General features: G+C 48.9%; 16 protein-coding genes. 3 read left to right on the top strand and 13 right to left on the bottom strand.

Going from position 1 to position 18,191, the window contains the following annotated elements:
* Window positions 1–59 precede the first annotated feature (59 nt).
* Window positions 60–2,630 carry a preprotein translocase subunit SecA gene (gene secA / locus H9Q79_RS15045; protein ID WP_118647643.1) on the bottom strand — a complete coding sequence of 857 codons (2,571 nt, stop codon included), beginning with the start codon at window positions 2,628–2,630 and terminating at the stop codon, window positions 60–62.
* A 231-nt stretch (window positions 2,631–2,861) separates the two neighbouring features.
* Here secA and H9Q79_RS15040 point away from each other — a divergent pair, with 231 nt between their 5' ends.
* Complete coding sequence (locus H9Q79_RS15040; RefSeq protein WP_118647645.1) at window positions 2,862–3,320, top strand: ferritin-like domain-containing protein; 459 nt, start codon at window positions 2,862–2,864, stop codon at window positions 3,318–3,320.
* A gap of 117 nt (window positions 3,321–3,437) precedes the next feature.
* On the opposite strand, the gene H9Q79_RS15035 is transcribed toward H9Q79_RS15040, so the two are convergent.
* The 4 genes from H9Q79_RS15035 to H9Q79_RS15020 all read right to left on the bottom strand — a co-directional run bounded on the left by H9Q79_RS15035 (window position 3,438) and on the right by H9Q79_RS15020 (window position 8,985).
* Entirely contained in the window at window positions 3,438–3,917 is a 480-nt protein-coding gene (locus H9Q79_RS15035; RefSeq protein WP_118647647.1) for a flavodoxin, read from the bottom strand.
* Between the two features lie 209 nt (window positions 3,918–4,126).
* Window positions 4,127–4,654: a ribosome hibernation-promoting factor, HPF/YfiA family gene (gene hpf, locus H9Q79_RS15030; protein ID WP_118647649.1), complete on the bottom strand. Its 528-nt coding sequence runs from the start codon at window positions 4,652–4,654 to the stop codon at window positions 4,127–4,129.
* Window positions 4,655–4,752: 98 nt separating this feature from the next.
* The gene (locus H9Q79_RS15025) at window positions 4,753–8,265 is read right to left on the bottom strand and encodes an FtsX-like permease family protein (RefSeq protein ID WP_249328657.1); all 3,513 of its coding nucleotides are present in this window, start codon (window positions 8,263–8,265) and stop codon (window positions 4,753–4,755) included.
* A 15-nt stretch (window positions 8,266–8,280) separates the two neighbouring features.
* Window positions 8,281–8,985, bottom strand: a complete 705-nt coding sequence (locus tag H9Q79_RS15020; protein WP_118647655.1) for an ABC transporter ATP-binding protein — start codon at window positions 8,983–8,985, stop codon at window positions 8,281–8,283.
* Window positions 8,986–9,302: 317 nt separating this feature from the next.
* On the opposite strand from H9Q79_RS15020, the gene H9Q79_RS15015 reads away from it, so the two are divergent.
* Window positions 9,303–10,484, top strand: coding sequence for an IS91 family transposase (locus tag H9Q79_RS15015; RefSeq protein ID WP_249328656.1), 1,182 nt, complete (start codon window positions 9,303–9,305; stop codon window positions 10,482–10,484).
* A 49-nt stretch (window positions 10,485–10,533) separates the two neighbouring features.
* Window positions 10,534–10,719 carry a hypothetical protein gene (locus H9Q79_RS15010; RefSeq protein ID WP_249328243.1) on the top strand — a complete coding sequence of 62 codons (186 nt, stop codon included), beginning with the start codon at window positions 10,534–10,536 and terminating at the stop codon, window positions 10,717–10,719.
* A 72-nt stretch (window positions 10,720–10,791) separates the two neighbouring features.
* Here the strand turns inward: H9Q79_RS15010 and H9Q79_RS15005 are convergent, their stop codons facing one another.
* The 8 genes from H9Q79_RS15005 to H9Q79_RS14970 form a co-directional block, all read right to left on the bottom strand.
* Complete coding sequence (locus H9Q79_RS15005; protein WP_249328655.1) at window positions 10,792–11,406, bottom strand: nucleoside recognition domain-containing protein; 615 nt, start codon at window positions 11,404–11,406, stop codon at window positions 10,792–10,794.
* A gap of 118 nt (window positions 11,407–11,524) precedes the next feature.
* Window positions 11,525–12,118, bottom strand: a complete 594-nt coding sequence (locus tag H9Q79_RS15000) for a hypothetical protein (RefSeq protein WP_118648595.1) — start codon at window positions 12,116–12,118, stop codon at window positions 11,525–11,527.
* A 15-nt stretch (window positions 12,119–12,133) separates the two neighbouring features.
* On the bottom strand, window positions 12,134–12,733 hold the full coding sequence (locus H9Q79_RS14995) for a GTP-binding protein (protein WP_249328654.1): 600 nt from the start codon (window positions 12,731–12,733) through the stop codon (window positions 12,134–12,136).
* A gap of 171 nt (window positions 12,734–12,904) precedes the next feature.
* Window positions 12,905–14,140, bottom strand: coding sequence for a uroporphyrinogen decarboxylase family protein (locus H9Q79_RS14990; protein WP_118648599.1), 1,236 nt, complete (start codon window positions 14,138–14,140; stop codon window positions 12,905–12,907).
* Window positions 14,137–14,754 carry a GTP-binding protein gene (locus H9Q79_RS14985; protein ID WP_118648601.1) on the bottom strand — a complete coding sequence of 206 codons (618 nt, stop codon included), beginning with the start codon at window positions 14,752–14,754 and terminating at the stop codon, window positions 14,137–14,139. Before H9Q79_RS14985 ends, H9Q79_RS14990 begins: the two co-directional genes overlap by 4 nt.
* A 33-nt stretch (window positions 14,755–14,787) precedes the next feature.
* Window positions 14,788–15,900: a uroporphyrinogen decarboxylase family protein gene (locus H9Q79_RS14980; RefSeq protein ID WP_118648603.1), complete on the bottom strand. Its 1,113-nt coding sequence runs from the start codon at window positions 15,898–15,900 to the stop codon at window positions 14,788–14,790.
* A 24-nt stretch (window positions 15,901–15,924) separates the two neighbouring features.
* Window positions 15,925–16,659 carry an MBL fold metallo-hydrolase gene (locus H9Q79_RS14975; protein ID WP_249328653.1) on the bottom strand — a complete coding sequence of 245 codons (735 nt, stop codon included), beginning with the start codon at window positions 16,657–16,659 and terminating at the stop codon, window positions 15,925–15,927.
* 116 nt (window positions 16,660–16,775) lie between these two features.
* Window positions 16,776–18,185, bottom strand: coding sequence for an MATE family efflux transporter (locus H9Q79_RS14970; protein ID WP_249328652.1), 1,410 nt, complete (start codon window positions 18,183–18,185; stop codon window positions 16,776–16,778).
* Window positions 18,186–18,191: the final 6 nt, after the last annotated feature.

Below are 18,191 nucleotides of genomic sequence, written 5' to 3'. Positions count from 1 at the left end.
ATATTAACAGACCAGACATGCCTTCGCAGTCCGGCCTGTTAATCACGTGAATATGCGCATTAAGCCGGTTTTCGGCCGCAGCACTGTTTATATTTTTTACCGCTTCCACAGGGACAGGGATCATTGGGATAGATCTTCTTCTCTGTACGCTGAACCGGCTTTCTCGGACCGCTTTCGTCCTTATTCGTTCCAGTTACCTTGGCAACCTGTTCCCTTTCAACCTTCTGCTCAATTCTCACATGATACAATAGCCGGATGGTATCCTGCTGAATGGAATTGGTCATCTCGTTGAACATGTCATAGGCCGTCATCTTATATTCAACCTTGGGGTCTCTCTGCCCGTAAGCCTGAAGGCCGATGCCCTGGCGGAGCTGATCCATATCGTCTATGTGGTCCATCCATTTCTGGTCGATCACCTTCAGAAGTATCACCCGCTCCAGTTCACGGATCTGCTCTTCCTGAGGGAACTCTGTCTCCTTCTCTTCATAAAGCTTCACCGCTTCTTCTTTCAGCTTTTGCTTTAAATCGCCCTTACGGATTCCCTTAGTCTGTTCCGCAGTGACAGGCTTCACAGGAATGACTGGAAGCAGCAGACGGTTCAGCTCCGTCAGATCCCACTCTTCCCCATCCGTATCATCGGCAATACACATATCCACAGTGCTGTCGACGGTATCGTAAATCATCTTGAAGATGGCGTCCCGCATGTTCTCTCCATCCAGCACGCGGCGCCTTTCCTTATAAATGATCTCACGCTGTTCGTTATTCACACGGTCGTAATCCAGCAGATTCTTACGGATTCCGTAGTTGTTGCCCTCTATCTTCTTCTGAGCCTTTTCAATCGCTGAAGTCAGCATCTTATGCTCAATCTGCTCATTCTCAGCAACACCCATAGCCCGGAACATTCCCATCAGCTTATCGGAACCGAACAGCCGCATCAGATCATCTTCCAGTGAAATATAGAACCTGGATTCACCGGGATCTCCCTGACGTCCCGAACGTCCGCGCAGCTGATTGTCAATTCGCCTGGCCTCATGGCGCTCCGTACCGATAATCTTCAGGCCGCCAGCGGCGCGGGCCGCATCATCCAGCTTGATGTCCGTACCACGGCCAGCCATGTTAGTGGCAATCGTAACCGTTCCGGCCTCGCCGGCATGTGATACAATCTCCGCCTCCATCTCATGGAATTTGGCGTTCAGCACCTGGTGAGCGATCCCCTCTTTCTTCAGCATCCTGCTGAGCAGCTCCGAAGTCTCAATTGTGATGGTGCCGACCAGAACAGGCTGTCCTTTGGTATGGGCCTCCTTGATCTCATCTACAACCGCGTTGAACTTCTCTTTTTTAGTCATATATACCGCGTCTTCATAATCAATGCGGACAACTGGTTTGTTCGTCGGGATCTCAATAACATCCATACCATAGATATCGCGGAATTCCTGCTCTTCTGTCAGAGCCGTACCGGTCATACCGGCAGTTTTCTCATACTTATTGAAAAAGTTCTGGAAGGTAATCGTAGCAAGAGTCTTGCTCTCTCTTCTGACCTTCACATGTTCCTTGGCCTCAATCGCCTGGTGGAGTCCGTCGGAATACCTTCTGCCGGGCATGATACGTCCCGTAAATTCATCTACTATCAGAACTTCATCATCCTTTACCACATAATCCTGATCCTTAAACATCAGATTATGGGCTCTCAGCGCTAAAATGATATTGTGCTGGATCTCCAGGTTCTCCGGATCAGACAGGTTCTCAATGTGGAAAAACTTCTCCACCTTCTTCACGCCTTCTTCAGTCAGCGTTACAACCTTATCCTTTTCATTTACGATGAAATCACCGGTCTCCACAATCTCCTCGCCCATGATTGCCGTCATCTTGGTCACTTCACCGGACGCCTCACCCTTCTGAAGCTGCTGCGCCAGAATATCACAGGTTTCATATAGCTTTGTGGACTTGCCGCTCTGCCCGGATATGATCAGCGGTGTCCTGGCTTCATCGATCAGGACGGAGTCGACCTCGTCGATGATAGCGTAGGCGAGATCTCTCTGCACCAGCTGTTCCTTGTAAATGACCATGTTGTCACGCAGATAATCAAATCCCAGTTCGTTGTTGGTCACATAGGTAATATCACAGGCATAGGCTGCCCGCCGCTCATCATTCTTCATAGAGTTCAGAACGACGCCGACCGTCAGTCCCAGAAATTCATGTACCTTCCCCATCCATTCCGCATCACGGTTCGCCAGATAATCATTGACTGTGACGATATGAACGCCTCGTCCGGACAGCGCATTCAGATACGCAGGCAGCGTGGAAACCAGCGTCTTGCCCTCACCAGTCTTCATCTCGGCGATACGGCCCTGATGCAGGATAATACCTCCGACCAGCTGAACGCGGTAATGCTCCATATTCAGAACCCTTTTTGCCGCCTCACGCACTACAGCAAATGCCTCCGGAAGAATATCATCCAGCGTCTCGCCTTTTGCCAGGCGCTCTTTGAATTCTTTGGTCTTTCCAGTCAGTTCTGCATCAGACAGCTTCTGCATACCGGGGCGGAGGGATTCGATCTTATCTACGATAGGTGTGATTCTTTTTAATTCACGGGCACTGTGCGTACCAAATATTTTCTCAGATAATTTCATTCCATATGCTCCTGTTAGTGTTCATTTTCCGTACTGTCCCTATTCTAGCACTTTCTCTTCTATTAAACAATAAATTTTTCGTGAACAATCTATATTACTATAAGGGCCCCGGACAGCAACCATGAAACGGAGCAGCTAACTTTTATAATTAATAAAAGATTTGGGAATCCTGCATCAATCAGAGAAACCTGGGCAAGATATCCAGTATCAATTGAAAAGAGGTGTTTAATTATGATGCTGAAAGAAAAAGAGCTGACTGCCATTCAGGATTTACAGACTCAGGAGAAAACTTGTATTGAAAAATACCACCGATACCACGAAGAAGCAAAAGACGCGGTTCTGAAGGATCTCTTTTCTACCTTAGAAAAGAAAGAGCAGCAACACTATGATTCTCTGGAGCAGATTCTCAACGGGTCTGTACCGTCCTGTGACTGCAACGATAAAGACGGCCAGGAATATGCTCCGACTCCTACCTATCAGATGACAGATATGACGGAAGAAAAGGAAAATGACTGCTTCCTGGCAACCGATTGCATTGGGACAGAGAAAATGGTATCTTCTGAATATAATACAAATGTATTTATTTTTTCAGAGCCTCCTGTACGCAAGCTTCTGGCAGACATTCAGATTGAAGAACAGAACCATGCCGAAATGCTTTATAAATACAAGATGGTAAACAATATGCAGTAATATAAATTGTAAAGAGGCTGCTGTATGATAGAAGTTACCTCTCATGGAAATCTATGTACAGCAGCCTTTTTCATACATATCACTTACAGGCATTCAAAGACTCAAACCGTTCACCGTTTACAGCCCCAGACCCTTAATCCATCCTTTCAGTTCCGCTTCTCCCGCGCTTGCTTTGAAGCGTCTGCCTTCTTTTAAAACCGCTCCGGGGCACGAAGGCTCTAATTCCTCATTGGTATTTCCCATCCCGCTGCTGCCAGAGGTGGCAAAGGGGACAACCGTCTTTCCTTTCAGATCATAAGCTTCAAGAAAAGTTTGAACAATCCTGGGCGCTACATACCACCAGATGGGGAAACCGATATATACAATGTCGTACTCTTCCATATTGCTGACTTTATTAGCAATGGCCGGACGGCAGGATTTATCGTTCATTTCCACGCTGCTGCGGCTGTTTTTATCCATCCAGTCAAGATCCGCCGCTGTATAGGGATGTACGGGCTGTATCTCATGCAAATCCCCGCCGACGGCCGCTGCCAGTGCCTTTGCCAGCTTTGCAGTCACACCGCTGGCTGAAAAATATGCTACCAGGCTTTTACTCATTTTAATTACCTCCTCTTTCTTCCGGATTATTACTCTGCTCTTTATTACTTCTATATTTTACCGTTTCTGGTTCAGTAAGTCTAATGCTTATATCAAATTCACAGTTATTCATTTTCGGCATGGCAGGACGCCAGCTCCTGGTACAAGTCAAAAGAATGCTGCCCTGTGCCGGACAGCATTCTCTATAGACTAATTTATTGTTCTGATTCTCACGCCTCCGGTTCAATTAACCCGTAGGTATTCCCCTTTCTCTTATAAACCACATTCACCTCTTCAGTCTCCGCATTGCAGAACACGAAGAAATTGTGGCCCAGAAGTTCCATCTGAACACAGGCGTCTTCCGGATACATGGGCTTGATGTCGAACTTTTTGGTCCGGATGATCTTGATCTCCTCATTTTCCAGGTAGTCATTCTCCATATAAGCTTTCTGGAAATTGCCGCCGGTCTGATGCTTGTCCACAATTTTATTTTTATATTTACGAAGCTGTCTTTCTATTACTTCTTCTACCAGGTCAATGGAGACATACATATCATTGCTGACCTGTTCGGAACGGATGATGCTGCCTTTCACAGGGATCGTAACCTCTATCTTCTGTCTTTCCTTTTCCACACTGAGAGTAACGATAACGTCTGTATCCGGTGTAAAATACCTCTCAAGCTTGCCGAGTTTTTCATTTATTGCATGTTTGAGCCCTTCCGTTATCTCAATGTTTTTGCCGCTGATGGTAATATTCATAACATCAACCCCTTTGCTTATTATTTTACAGATGCTTCCTTTTCGCATTCTGTAATTATCTATTATTATAACAATTACCGAACATAATTGCAATGACTCTATTCCACACTCTTCAATGATTCAATCATATCGATTTTCCGCAGCCGGTAGAACATGAAGAAATTAACGAGCACGGAAAACAGCACTGTAATAATACCACTCAGGAAGAAACTGCCGGGACTGATGATCCTTCCGAACATCATGAGGTCTACTTCTACTGTCAGTATCGTAAACTGATGCAGAACCGCGCCCATGAATGCCCCCACCAGTATTCCTATCACCGTGAGCAGAATATTCTCCCGGTAAACGTACATAGCTACCTCTTTATCATAGAATCCCAGAACCTTCAGGGTCGCAAGCTCCCTCTGCCTCTCAGTAATATTAATGCTGTTCAGATTATAGAGTACCACAAATGCCAGCAGGCCGGCGGAGAATATCAGCACATATATGACTATATTCAGGCTCTTCAGCATATCGTTAATCTGCTCTTCCAAATCGGTCACGAAGGAGACTCCCGAACAGGCATCCCAATGCATGAGCTCCTGTCCCAGCGCCTGTTCCGCTCCCGCAGAATGATCTTCATAATTGAGGTAAAAGTAATCATACTCGGGCGCTTCCCCAAACAACTGCTCATAGGTATCCGGAGAAAGGAATGCATAGTGCTGTATATAGTTTTCCACAATTCTGGTAACTTTAACAGGCACGGGATCACTTTCATCACCCTTTTTAATCTGAATCGTACCTCCCACGGACACATTCAGCATCTTCGCAGTTTTTTCTGAAAGAGCCACTCCCTCCCGGGGATACTCATACACTTCCTGGCTCTTCCGGTCCCTAAGTGTCAGGAAATCTGAAATACCTTGTACATCGGATGGAACATACAGATTAGCGCTTCTGGTCTTCCTGCCGTTCTCCAGATCCACATTCACTTCACAGACCTCTATGGTTCCGGTGACTCCTTCCCGTTCCGAAACCGTCTTCATGAATTCTTCCCTCTGGGCGTCTGACGCCTTGGTATTCAACGTCGCCGACGCGTCATAGGTAAAGATATCCACATACTGGCGCTTTGCAATCTCAGTGATGGAATCCTCCAGCCCAAACCCTACCAGCATCAGCGCCATGCAGCCGCCGATACCGATAATTGTCATGAAGAAACGTTTCTTATATCTGATCAGGTTCCGCAGCGTTGATTTCTGCGTAAAGCTCAGGCGTTTCCAAAGAATCGTAACCCTCTCCAGGAATACACGCCTACCGCTCTTGGGCGCTTCCGGCCTCATCAGATCAGCCGGCTTCGCTTTCAGTTCTCTGAAACATGCGACCAGCGTGGCAATGCCGGTGCTGGCTGCAGCGGCCGCCAGGGCCAGGAATGCCTGATCCCAGTTAATCGGTGTCAGATATTCAGGCAGGCCGGTATATAGCATTCCATAGGCATCCATAATCACATAGGGGAGCACCTTTTCTCCTATCAGGATTCCACAAATACTGCCGCTCACGGTCGCCAGCATGGCATAGCTGAAATACTTCACCGCGATCGTTCCATCGCTGTAGCCCAGCGCCTTTAGTGTTCCAATCTGAAGCCTCTGTTCCTCCACCATTCTTGTCATCGCTGTCAGGCTGACCAGCGCCGCTACCAGGAAGAAAATCACCGGAAATACCTCTCCCAGATTCTTCATTCGTTCGGCATCCTGGCCAAACCCCACACAGGAGGATATTTTATCACGGTCCAGCACATACCACTTCGGAACCTCCAGGTCATCCAGCTCAGCCTGGCCGTCTTCAATCTTTTGTCTGGCATCGGCCAGCTCCGGCTGGGCATCTTCAAATGCTTCCTGATATTCCTGCTCGCCGTCTTCCAGCTCCCGGCGTTTTTCCTCCAGTTCTTCTCTTCCGGCCTTCAGCTGCTGTTCGCCGTCCTCCACCTGTCTTCTGGCATCGGCCAGCTCCGCCTCACCAGCTTCCATCTGGGCGCGTGCTTTTGCAAGCTCTGGCTTTTTCCCTTCCAGCTCCTGACGCCCGGCTGTCAAGGCGCCGTCACCTTCTGAAATCTGCCGTGCGGCGTTATCCAGCGTTCCCTTAGTGGCATCCAGCTGTTCCCTGGCACTCTGAAGCTGCGGCCCCGCGTCATCCAGCCGCTGCTTGGTGGCATCCAGCGTATCTCTGGCTTCCTGAAGCTTCTGGGACGCCGCAAGAAGCTCCTGAGCGGCATCCGCTACCGGCTTCATCGCCTCCCACTGAGCTTTCAGCATCTGATATTCCGGATCCTGTTCAGGGTCTTGCCCCGCCTGCTCCAGTTCCGCCTCTTTAGCCGATTTTTCCGCATCAAGAGCGGCAAACTGATCCGCTACGTCCTGAGGCACAAGCCCCTGGGACTGAAATTGCTCCAACCCTGCCTGGTACTTCTGGTATTCTTCCGCATAGAGCGCTTCTCCCGCCTGATACTGGGCCAGTCCCTGGTCATACTCGGCTTTCTGCTGGCTGTATGCCGCTTCTCCTGCCTGATATTGGGCCAGTCCGGTCTGATACTGCTCTCTGGCCGCGTTCAGTTCCGCCTCCTTTTGATCCAGAAGATCTTCAGCTTCCTGAAGCTGTCTCTCGCCGTCCTCCACCTGCGCCCGGACATCAGCCAGTTCCTGTTCTCCCTGTTCCAGTTCAGAACGGCCGTCTTCCAGCTCCTGTTCCTTCTCTTCTAATGTGGCTTCTGCCTCTTCCAGCTTCTGACGCCCATCTTCAAGCTCCTGCCGGGCGTCCTCCAGTTCCTGCTCTCCGTCTTCCACCTGCCTGCGGGCATCCTCCAGCTCTTTTTCTCCATCAGAACGCACCTCCTCATATCGGCGCTCAGAGGCTTTTTCTCCAACCGCCTCCAGCTCATCCACAGCGGCTGCCGTGAGGCTGTCATACGCATCGCTATAGCTCTGCAAGCCCTGGGCGCCTTTCAGCTGCACATATGCCTCCGTATAGACATCCAGATTAAAGGCACCCGGATTCACCACCAGGAAAGCATCTATATTGCCATCACCAATAGACCCAACCCCTCGGGTCAGATCCATATAGTAGGGAAGATATCCGGTTCCCACAATTGTATAGGTTTTATAGTTCAGAGAGTCTTCCAACGCTTCATCTGTTCCGGACGCCACGGTAATCTGATCCCCGATCCGGAAGTCCATCTTCGTCAGCAATACTGTGTCGGCCAGGCACTCATCATCCTTCTCGGGCAGCCTGCCCTCATCCAGAGTGACATGATTGATATTCTCCGTGCCTGCGATCATCTTGAGCACCAGCTCATTCTCCCCAGTATCGCAGAGTACCTCTTTCGTGTAACCGCCCACAGCCTTCTCAACCCCGGGAATCTCCTGCATATCCCGGATATCCTGATCTGTCAGGCCCAGGCTTCCGATCACGCGGATATCCATAAGCCTTGAATCATCAAAATAACTGTCGGCGGTGTATTTCATATCGTAATTGGCGGAACGGACGCCGGCATAAAATGCTGTTCCTAACAGAACGATGAAAAAGATGGAAATGAATCTCCCTGCATTCTTCCGTATTTCACGGAAAAAATCTTTTCTGAGCATATTCTTCATCTGATCTTACCATTCGATTTCTTCCACCGGAGTCGGGTGCGGATTGCGATCCATCCTGCTCACCTTACCGCTGCGGATATGAATGACCCTGTCAGCCATCGGCGTCAGAGCCGTATTATGAGTGATTACGATAACGGTCATCCCTCTATGCCTGCAGGTATCCTGAAGCAGCTTCAGGATAGACTTCCCTGTCGCATAGTCCAGTGCGCCCGTAGGTTCGTCGCAAAGCAGCAGCTTCGGATTCTTAGCAAGCGCCCTGGCGATGGCAACTCTCTGCTGTTCGCCTCCCGAAAGCTGTGCCGGAAAGTTATTCTTCCGTTCTCCCAGGCCCACTTCCTCCAGAACCTGTCCCGCGTCCAGAGGCTCCCGGCAGATCTGTAAAGCCAGCTCCACATTCTCCAAAGCTGTCAGATTCTGCATCAGATTATAAAACTGAAACACAAAACCAATATCTTCTCTTCGGTATTGTATCAACTGCTTTCCGCGCAGAGAACCGACATCACGGCCGTCAACCCGCACCTCACCACTGGTTACCGTATCCATTCCACCCAAAATATTCAGTACCGTCGTCTTCCCTGCGCCGGAGGGGCCTACGATAATCGCGAATTCACCCTCCTCAATATCGAAATTAACCCCGTCACAGGCTTTGATTGAGACTTCCCCCATCTGATATACTTTTGTAACATCCTTTAAAGTCACGTATGCAGACACAGAAATCCCTCCTCTCCTGTCGTTATTCAAAATGCAATACAAATATGTATTTTCATTATATCATAATCCATTTCACACAACAGTAAAAAAACTCTTAAATTTATGCAAACGGAAAAAATACTATATTTGCTTAAAACGTCAAATAGTTTGCAAACAGGGCGCCTCCAAAGAGTCCTATTACCCTGCCTGCATCTCTTAAAAAATTCAGAGAACTTTCCGGTTCATAAAAAAGTGTCTTCGACACTTCAACTCCCCTGCCCCTCAATCTTGAGGGGTTAGGGGTTTCTTTTTCTGTTACTTTCCTTCATAATAGTCTTATGAATATACTACAAAAGATTTTTTCCGACCATTTTGAAGAAATGATTTATCTTCAACATCCTCGTGACCCTGTCATCGAAAATGTAGAAAAAATGATTCACTGCGGCAATCCTTCCTTTGGGGGTGCCATGTTTGCCTGCCCTTGCTGTGGCTATTTCAAATTTGTCCCTTTTCGCTGTCATTCCCGCTTCTGCCCTACCTGCGGCAACATGTATTCCATTGACAGGACTACTTCTATGTCTTTTAAGCTCATTGATGTCCAGCACCGGCACTGCGTCTTTACTATCGCCAGAGAACTTCGCCCCTTTTTTCTGCAGGACCGTTCCCTTTTAAACTCTCTCTTTTCCTTCGTTAATAGCGTTGTTTCCCGCATGTTTCATAAAGATAACAAATCAGAGCTATTTACTCCCGGTTTCATTTGTGTCCTCCATTCCTTTGACAGGGATCTCAAATGGAATCCTCATATCCATTGCTTAGTCCCGGAAGGCGGCGTTGGTTCCTCGCTCCTGTGGCTTAACAAAAAGCATTTCAATTACAAACTTTTACGGGATTCCTTTCAGACCGCTCTCCTCAACGAATTGCACAAACGGCTGGGGGATTCTTTTAAAAATGTAAAATCCCGCATCTATGCAGACCACAACAATGGGTTCTATGTCAGAGCTATGCCCAATCAATGCAATCCCAGTCAACTCATTAAGTATATCGGCCGCTACCTTGGCAGACCTGTCATCGCCACTTCTCGCATTGACTCTTATGACGGTGTTTGTGTAACCTTCCATTACAACCGCCATGAAGATAATCAATTGATTACTGAAACGATTTATGCCCTTGATTTCATTTCCCGTTTAACACAGCATATCCCCGAAAAACACTTTAAAATGATCCGCTACTATGGCATTTATGCCAGACATCGTCAATCTGACCTGCTTTTACGCAGAGCTATTTCTAAAGAAAAACATAAAATCTATCTCTCTTTCAACCGCTGGCGGGACTCCATCCTTCATTCTTTTGGATATGACCCGTTAAAATGCCCCAGTTGTGGCACAACCATGCTCTTCTTAGAGCTTTACTTTAACCACAAGCCCGTTCCTTTGCATGAATTATACGAAAAGGCAATGCGGAAATACCGCTGCCGTTCCCCTGCTCCTCTTCTGTTACTTTCACATCCTTCATTCTCGTGATACAATGAAACTATCTTAAATCTGAATGGAGGCGGTTACAATCAAACGTATGACTGAAGCGGAGCTTGCAAAAGAACTACGGGCGCAATATATTCAAAATCCTCCGGAAGGCATGACTTCTGATGAAGTCCGTGACATGGATGACGATGACCTTCTGGATATGGACTATTTTTTACATGAATTCGATGATATCGATGAGGACGATTTTGATGAAGAAGGATTCTATATTTTCTAAATCAGAAACGGCTATTTTCATTCCCAAATCCATAACTAAGCAATTTCCTATAAAGAAAAAAAGCAGAGAGCTTTAAGCCCTCCGCCTTGCGTCCATCAGTTTACAAAATATAATTGCCACCACAGTACTTACAGCAGTGGCCACAATTCCAGGGCCCACAATTCCTGTCGGATTCACGCTTCCATATTGGCTGCGGTAAGCTATGATATTTACCGGTATCAACTGCAGGGAAGAAATATTGATGATGAGAAACGTGCACATTTCATTGCTGGCAATCCCCGCTTCCCTTACCGGACCAGGCAGCTTTCCCGCCCGGCGTTCCTCTTCCAGCTCTGACAGCGATTCCATGGCTTTCAGTCCCGCAGGTGTGGCAGCCCAGCCCAGACCCAGGATATTGGCTATCATGTTCGTGGCGATGTGTTTTCCGGCCGGGTGTTTCTCCGGAATTCCCGGGAACAGGAAGCGCAGAACCGGTCTCATCTTCTCTGTCAGTTTTCCGATCAGGCCAGCATTCTCCGCAATCTTCATGAGCCCGCACCACATAGCAGTCACTCCTGCCACCGTCACACAGAGCGTCACAGCTTCCTTGGACGATGAAATGACCGCCTCTGTCACTTCTTTTAGATTTCCTGTCAGCGATCCATAGAGGATCCCGATCAGCAACATACCTCCCCAGAGAAAATTCATAACGGCTCCTAAACATCCGGGGAAAAAGACATAGTCTCTTCCCCCGTCCGGTTCTGCTTTATTTATAATATTATATAAGCAGTGTCCTGAAAACATGCCTGAAAGCCAGATCTCCGTTCTATTTCAAATACGCTTTAAAAGCCCCTTTCAATATCTCTTCCAGACGGGCCGGAGTTACACTGAATACAATATTGGCATTCTCCACGCAGATTCCGTTTCCCACAGATGGTTTTCTCTGAATATCCTCGCCATCGGTTATGGAGATCATGCAGCTCCTGGCCTCCTCTTTCGCAAACGCCTTCACATGGCCGATCATGCCTCCGGCAGCTTCCACTGCTCTAGCTGCTTCCTCCATGCAGCCCTGAAGTTTGTCCAGCGCGTCTTCATACTCACCGTCTATCCTGCATTTGACAGACCCGACGACTGCTATGTCATGAGTATATACGCTGACTGATGGAAATTCATCGCTCTCATGATGGTGATGGTGCTCACGCTCATGATCCTGGTCATGACAGCCGCATTCTTCTCCGTGATGGCGGTCATGACACTCCCCAGCCTCTCCGTGATGGTGCTCATGGCACTCTCCAGTCTCCCCGTGATGATGGTCGTGATCCCTGCGTCCCGCCTCTTCCCCGTGATGATCGTTATGGCAGCCGCACCCTTCTCCGTGACGATGCCCCAATTCTTCCTGCTTTTTCAGTTCTTCACTCATCGCATTGCCTCCTGATTATGCGCTAAAAATATCCTTCCATACAGCTTCATCTATCGTATTCGCAGCAGATACGCAAAATCGTTTCGCATCCGTATTAAAGCGCCTCACAGACTCGTCCACCTCTTCCAGGGTTTTACCATCCACTGCATCAATTTTATTGATGAATACAACATCCGCGCAATCCAGCTGATCGCGGACGAACACCTCCATGGCATTTTTCAGGCGCTTCCAGCGTTTGGCGTCCGCGGCGCAGAATATCTGACAGGATTCCATCTGAAGATACTGAACCAGATTCTCCTTAATGCGGCGCGGATACGCGACCCCCGTCGCTTCCATGATGATCCAGTCCGGATCAAATCTTTCCATGATCTGACAAATATTCCCCATCAGCTCTCCGGCCATCGTACAGCACACACACCCGGAAAACATTGTCTGTACTTCAAATCCCCCGCTTTTCAGGATTTTGTCGTCAATGCTCACCTCTCCGATCTCATTCTCCAATATTACAACCTTCGCCTGCTTATCCGGATTCCTTCCGGCCAGATATCTGGCCATCTGCAATACCAGGCTGGTTTTGCCCGCCCCCAGAAATCCGCCCATAATAATCATTTTCATACTAATCCGCCTCCTGTCAAGCCCGGACAGAAACAGCTCCTGCTGTAAGATCGATCCGCCGGTGCTCCTCCTATACATCAGATACAGACATTTTAGCATGTTTTATAGGCAGATATCCACCTTTTTCGCAAACTTTCCCCTGCCGCGCCATTCGGGGATTCCTTCTATAACTCAATATTTCCCATATTTCTCTACAGCCATCAGTAACGCTTCCAGATTTTCCTCCGGACAGTCTTCCAGGGCATATCCCGTCGCGAACAGATATCCTCCGCCGGGAGCCATAATATCCAGCAGCTCCTTTACCTGTTCTTCAATCTGAACCGGCGTGCCGTACCGCACAGTATACACCGGGAATCCGCCCATGATGCAGGCAATACCTCCCAGCTCCTGTTTTGCCAGCTTCATATCCACATTTTCAAAATGGTAAATCACTTTGTTTTCCGGCACATCTTTCAGGTATTTGATTCTGGTGTTATAGGCGCCTTCTGTATAAACTACGGGTGTGATACCTTCGTCGACGAGGCCCAGAATCCATTTCTGAAGATACGGCCAGTAAAGCTCTCCGTAATCCTTATCACTGATAAAATTATCAAAGCCTTTATGGAGCATGACCCATGCGTATTTTTTGCCTGACGCACGGCAAAATCTAAGGCTTCTCCGCAAATGCAGTTCCCCAAAAATGTCCAGGGCGCGCTTTACATTTTCCCGTTCCTCTATTAAATCCGGCATCATGCCAAAGGTTCCCCGCAGGGTATCTGCCAAAAGGTCAAAGGCCGTCGCGGAGCCTCCGCCCATTATGGAATAATAGCCGAGAGCCTTCAGCTTTTGATCATACTCGCTGATAATCCTGTTCATCCTCTGGGTTTCCTCTGCTGCAGCAAGGAGCCTCCGGTAGACAGGGATTGCAGCGCCTGACGTCAGCAGGTTCTGTGCGCCTCCTAATATCAGGTCATAATAATCCAATTTCCCCAGCGGCTCAAATATACCCATCGTCCGCGGCAGGTGCTTACTGATCCAGAAGCCTGCAGGTGAGCGGAAAAATTCTTCATATTCATCTTCCAGAAGCGTGGGGAATTCAAGAAACTGATAGGTGTTATTGACATCCAGCCCTTTGGGATCTCCCGGCCATCTGGCAGTCTTTATATCCAGGTTCTCCAGAACCCCTGCTGCAGGCATAAAATTGCTGATACTCCCCGTATCCGTATATGTATAATTCTGATAAAAGGACAGCATCGCCTGGCAGGCCTTCTCATGGTCGACCATGCTTTCGGCCATGGTCATCCCTGCTTTGTGCAGCGGATAAGTCCCCACCTGGAGGGTGTCCGGCACCCGGTCCGGCTCCTGATTGGCAATGGCTGTCTCTACCCTCGTTTTCCTCTCTTCATACAGCTGAGCGTAATCTGTCATAGCCCCTCCCCTCCTTCTAATATTTTCCTCCACACATCATCGCTCATTTCATTTTTAGCCACGATATGGACCAGCAGCGGTTTATCATTCATTTCCCGCACAGAGGCGTCTACTTCCATCAGCTCTTTATCTGATACCAGGTCGCACTTGTTAACCAGCACTGTGTCCGCACCTTCCAGCTGATCCCCGGAGAACTGGCGCAGCTCCGGAACCCTCTGCAGCCTTTTCCAGCGCCTGGCATCGACCAGACACATGAGGCGGCATTCCAGCTCCGGAAAGTTTTCCCTGATATTTTGTTTTATTTTGCTTGGATAAGCCATCCCGGTCGTCTCCAGCACGATCCACTCCGGAGAGAACTTTTTGGCAATATATTTTATGTTTTCAATCATCTCGCCTGCCATCGTGCAGCATACGCACCCGGAAAACAGTGTTTCTACCCGAAGCCCTGTGCCTGCTATGGCCTGATCGTCTATGCCGGAGTTACCGATTTCATTTTCAAGGAGCACAACCTTTGACTTCACATTCTGATCCATAGAGACCATATGGCGAACCATCTGCATGATTACCGTGGTCTTACCTGCTCCCAGAAATCCGCCGAATACCAATATTTTCATTCAGAACACCTCAATTCCTCACTGAGCCCATGATCAGACGGTCCCTTCGGGAAATCTGTCCATCGGATGCCTCTCATAATAACCTCTGGTATAGAAATAAAGTTCCTCCGAGAGCATTCCGTTAATCCGCATAATCTCCTGGTCGCCATATGCCCCGAGCGCCCCCATGGCCGCCATATAGGGGCCTGTCAGGGCGTATTTATCCACGGTTTCACGCACCATTTGATCGATGTGTTCTCTCGTAATCAACGCTGTATCTACCGGCGGCACCCAGTCAAATCCGCCTGCTATGACAAGGTCTTTTCCATATTGTTTCCGTATCGCGTCCAGATCGTTCATAGTCTGCGCCGGGTCCCAGATTTTTACGCCCAGCTCCACCATATGTGGAATAAAAATACTGCACTTTCCGCAGTTATGAAATTCCAGAGGAATCCCGGCGTCCCTGAAGGGCTTGGAGAGTGTCTGGTACACCGGCAGCAGGAACTCCTCATACATTTCCATGGAAATAAACGGATTCAGGGAGGTGGCCGTATCATCCAGCAAATATGCCGCATCCGGCTGATAATACTTTACGCACGCTTCACAGATGGGCAGATATACGTTGATGAATTCCTGGAGGATCTCATGTATCGCCTCAGGCTCTTCGTACAGCGCCATAAAACAATCTTCAAATCCCAGGAAGGCGATCAGCTCCTGAAACGGCATGACTCCGATCAGTCCCATGGCGGCAGTTGTTTCCCGATTAATGCCGCTGGCGGCAATATCCTTCCTGGCCATTATCTCCCAGTCGATGTCGTCCGGAATCTGCGGCACCTTAATAAAATCTCTCCAATGAGGAAGGTCGTCAATCGTAAGCAGCGCGCTGCCCGGCGCCGGAACCGGCGCAAAATTCGTAGACTCGTTGCAGGCGAACTCAACACCCCAGGAATCCACAAAGCCGCCCTTTTGAGCGTGTAAATGCGTTTCATCAAAAAGGGAAGGCCCTATGTTGCAATAACACATTTCATTATTAAAATCTTTCAGGACGCCGTAATTCCAGACTGGCACGCTTTCCGGCACCTGTCCGTTCACCAGGCGTAAAAAATTTTCTTTCGGCGTCAATTTTAAGCTGTCTATGATTTTTTGTTTTTCATTCTCTGAATACATATAAACCCTCCCTGTCTCTGGAACCTAATAATCCAGCTCCTTATAATCAAAGAATCCGCTTTCCCCCTTCATATAGAGCGCTGCCGGCTTATAATCCGGGCCTTCCAGGGGGATATCGCCCGGCTCTGTGCCTGTCAGTTTCCCCGCCAGAAGATCTTCTGCGGCTGACAATTCCTGAAGAATAAAAGTCCTGTCCACCGGGCAGTCGGAATGTGACGTATAAATCTGATCAAACGCTTCAAAATACTGGACGCGTAATTTTTTCAGGCTTGAGATCAGGGCGCGCAGATTTCTCTGAGGCCCGAAGATAAACACAATCTTAAGGATCGAATCCCCGCCGACCAGAAATCTTTCTTTCCTGTTCAGCAGACAGATGCTCCCGTATGTATGTCCGGGAGTAAGGATGACCTCGAACACTCTTCCTCCGATATCAATTTCTTCTCCCTCCTGCAGGGGAAGCGGCTCCGCGTCTCCTTTTTTGCATTTCACGGCGTAGTACGCAAATTCTGAGGGATGCATATACGCATGTTCAAACTGCTCATTACATCCGATATGATCTGAATCTCCATGGGTGTTCACGAGAAGAACCGGCAAATCACCCACAAGCTTTGTAACTTCTCCCCTCAGATCGCCCGGTCCCATAGTGGTATCGACCAGCAGAGCCTGTTTCTCTCCTTTAAAAAGAAACGCGCGGCCTACGGCACCATCAAAATACCAGCTGTTTTCATTGATTTGTACAACTTCAAAATTTTGACTCACTTTTTCACCTCTTTCTCAACAGTCTTATATCCAAGCAAGCTCCTGGCGGCGTCCGGGCGAAGCATGTGCTTGCATGTGCAAAAGCACAGAGTTCGGACGGGACGGTAGCGGATCTTTTACGGCGGCGTCCCGCCCCGGCGCCCCTCTGTCTCAGCCTGAATGTTGCGGACCGCGGCCAGATAGTACAGAAAGAGCACAGTAAAGGTTACAATCCACGAAATTGGATAGGATATCAGCAGGATATGGTACGCCTGTGTGATCCCCAGGCCACGGCGCGCCCGGGGAAAGACGGTAAAGATCCAGATAATCCTGAATACCACGCTTCCTGCCACAGTGGCGACCAACGGGAAAATCGTCCGGTTCATCCCCCGGATCATATATGTGGTACAATCCATAATGCCGCACAAAAAATAGGTTACGGCGATGACCTGCAGCCTGGCCATCCCGTATTCTATTCCGGCTGCCGAATCCGGAAGGAACAGCCGGAGCAGATCTCTTCCACAGAAGCAGGCAGCCAGCCCCATCGGGGCCCCCACCGCTATTTCCAGGAAAATGCTCACCTGATAGACTTTTTTCAGGCGTACAACGCTGCGCGCCCCGTAATTCTGTCCCGAGAACGCGATGCAGCCCTGGGCGACAGATATCATCGCCGTATAGATAAAGCCTTCTATGTTAGTGGCCGATGAATTCCCCGCTACAAGGGATGTGGAATTCAAAGAATTTACTGAGCTCTGGATCAGGACTGTGGACATGAGGAACAGCATCGTCTGCAGGCCGGAAGGCACTCCCAGATACATGATCCTGGCAATCACCGTCTTTTCGAGCATGAGCTTCTTAAGAGAAAGCCTGTGAGGCTCCTCAAGCGCCCGCAGCCTGCCTGTCACCAAAATAGCCGAAAGAAACTGTGACATAACTGTGGCGGCCGCCACTCCGGCTACCCCCTGGCCGCAGATAACCACAAAAAACAGGTTAAATACCACATTAACGGCGCCTGCCGCCGCCAGATAACAGAGCGGTGATCTGGTGTCTCCAAATGCAGACAAAATAGCCCGCCCGAATGAAAAAATCATAAATCCCGGCTGGCCGATAAAATAGATACGGAGATACAGAGTTGCCTGAGGAAGTACATCTGACGGGGTCTTCATCCAGACCAGCATATTTTCCGCCAGGATACAACCTGTCAGGCAGGTTACCAGCCCGAAGATGATCCCCAGCGTATAGGCAGTCTGAACCGCCCGGTTCAGGTTCTTCTCTCCCGCGCCGATGTCTGTCGCCAGCTTCACGGTGGCGCCCATCGATATGCCCAGAAAGAAATTCGTGATAAATCCGATCAGCGAGGTGGTGGAGCCAACCGCCGCCACCGCCGATTCTCCCACGAATTGTCCGACCACCACCATATCAACCGTGTTAAACAGCAGGGACAGCATACCCGAAAGGACGACCGGCAGCGTGTAGCGGATAAACGGCAGTAATACCGGCCCCTCCGTCATATTCACCGCGCCGGCGTTTCTTTTAAAATTTTTCATATCCAC

This window comes from Wansuia hejianensis (assembly GCF_014337215.1).
Taxonomy (GTDB): Bacteria; Bacillota; Clostridia; order Lachnospirales; family Lachnospiraceae; genus Scatomonas; species Scatomonas hejianensis.
The sequence above is the reverse complement of the archived record's forward strand: the minus strand, read 5'-3'. Positions and strand labels throughout refer to the sequence as shown.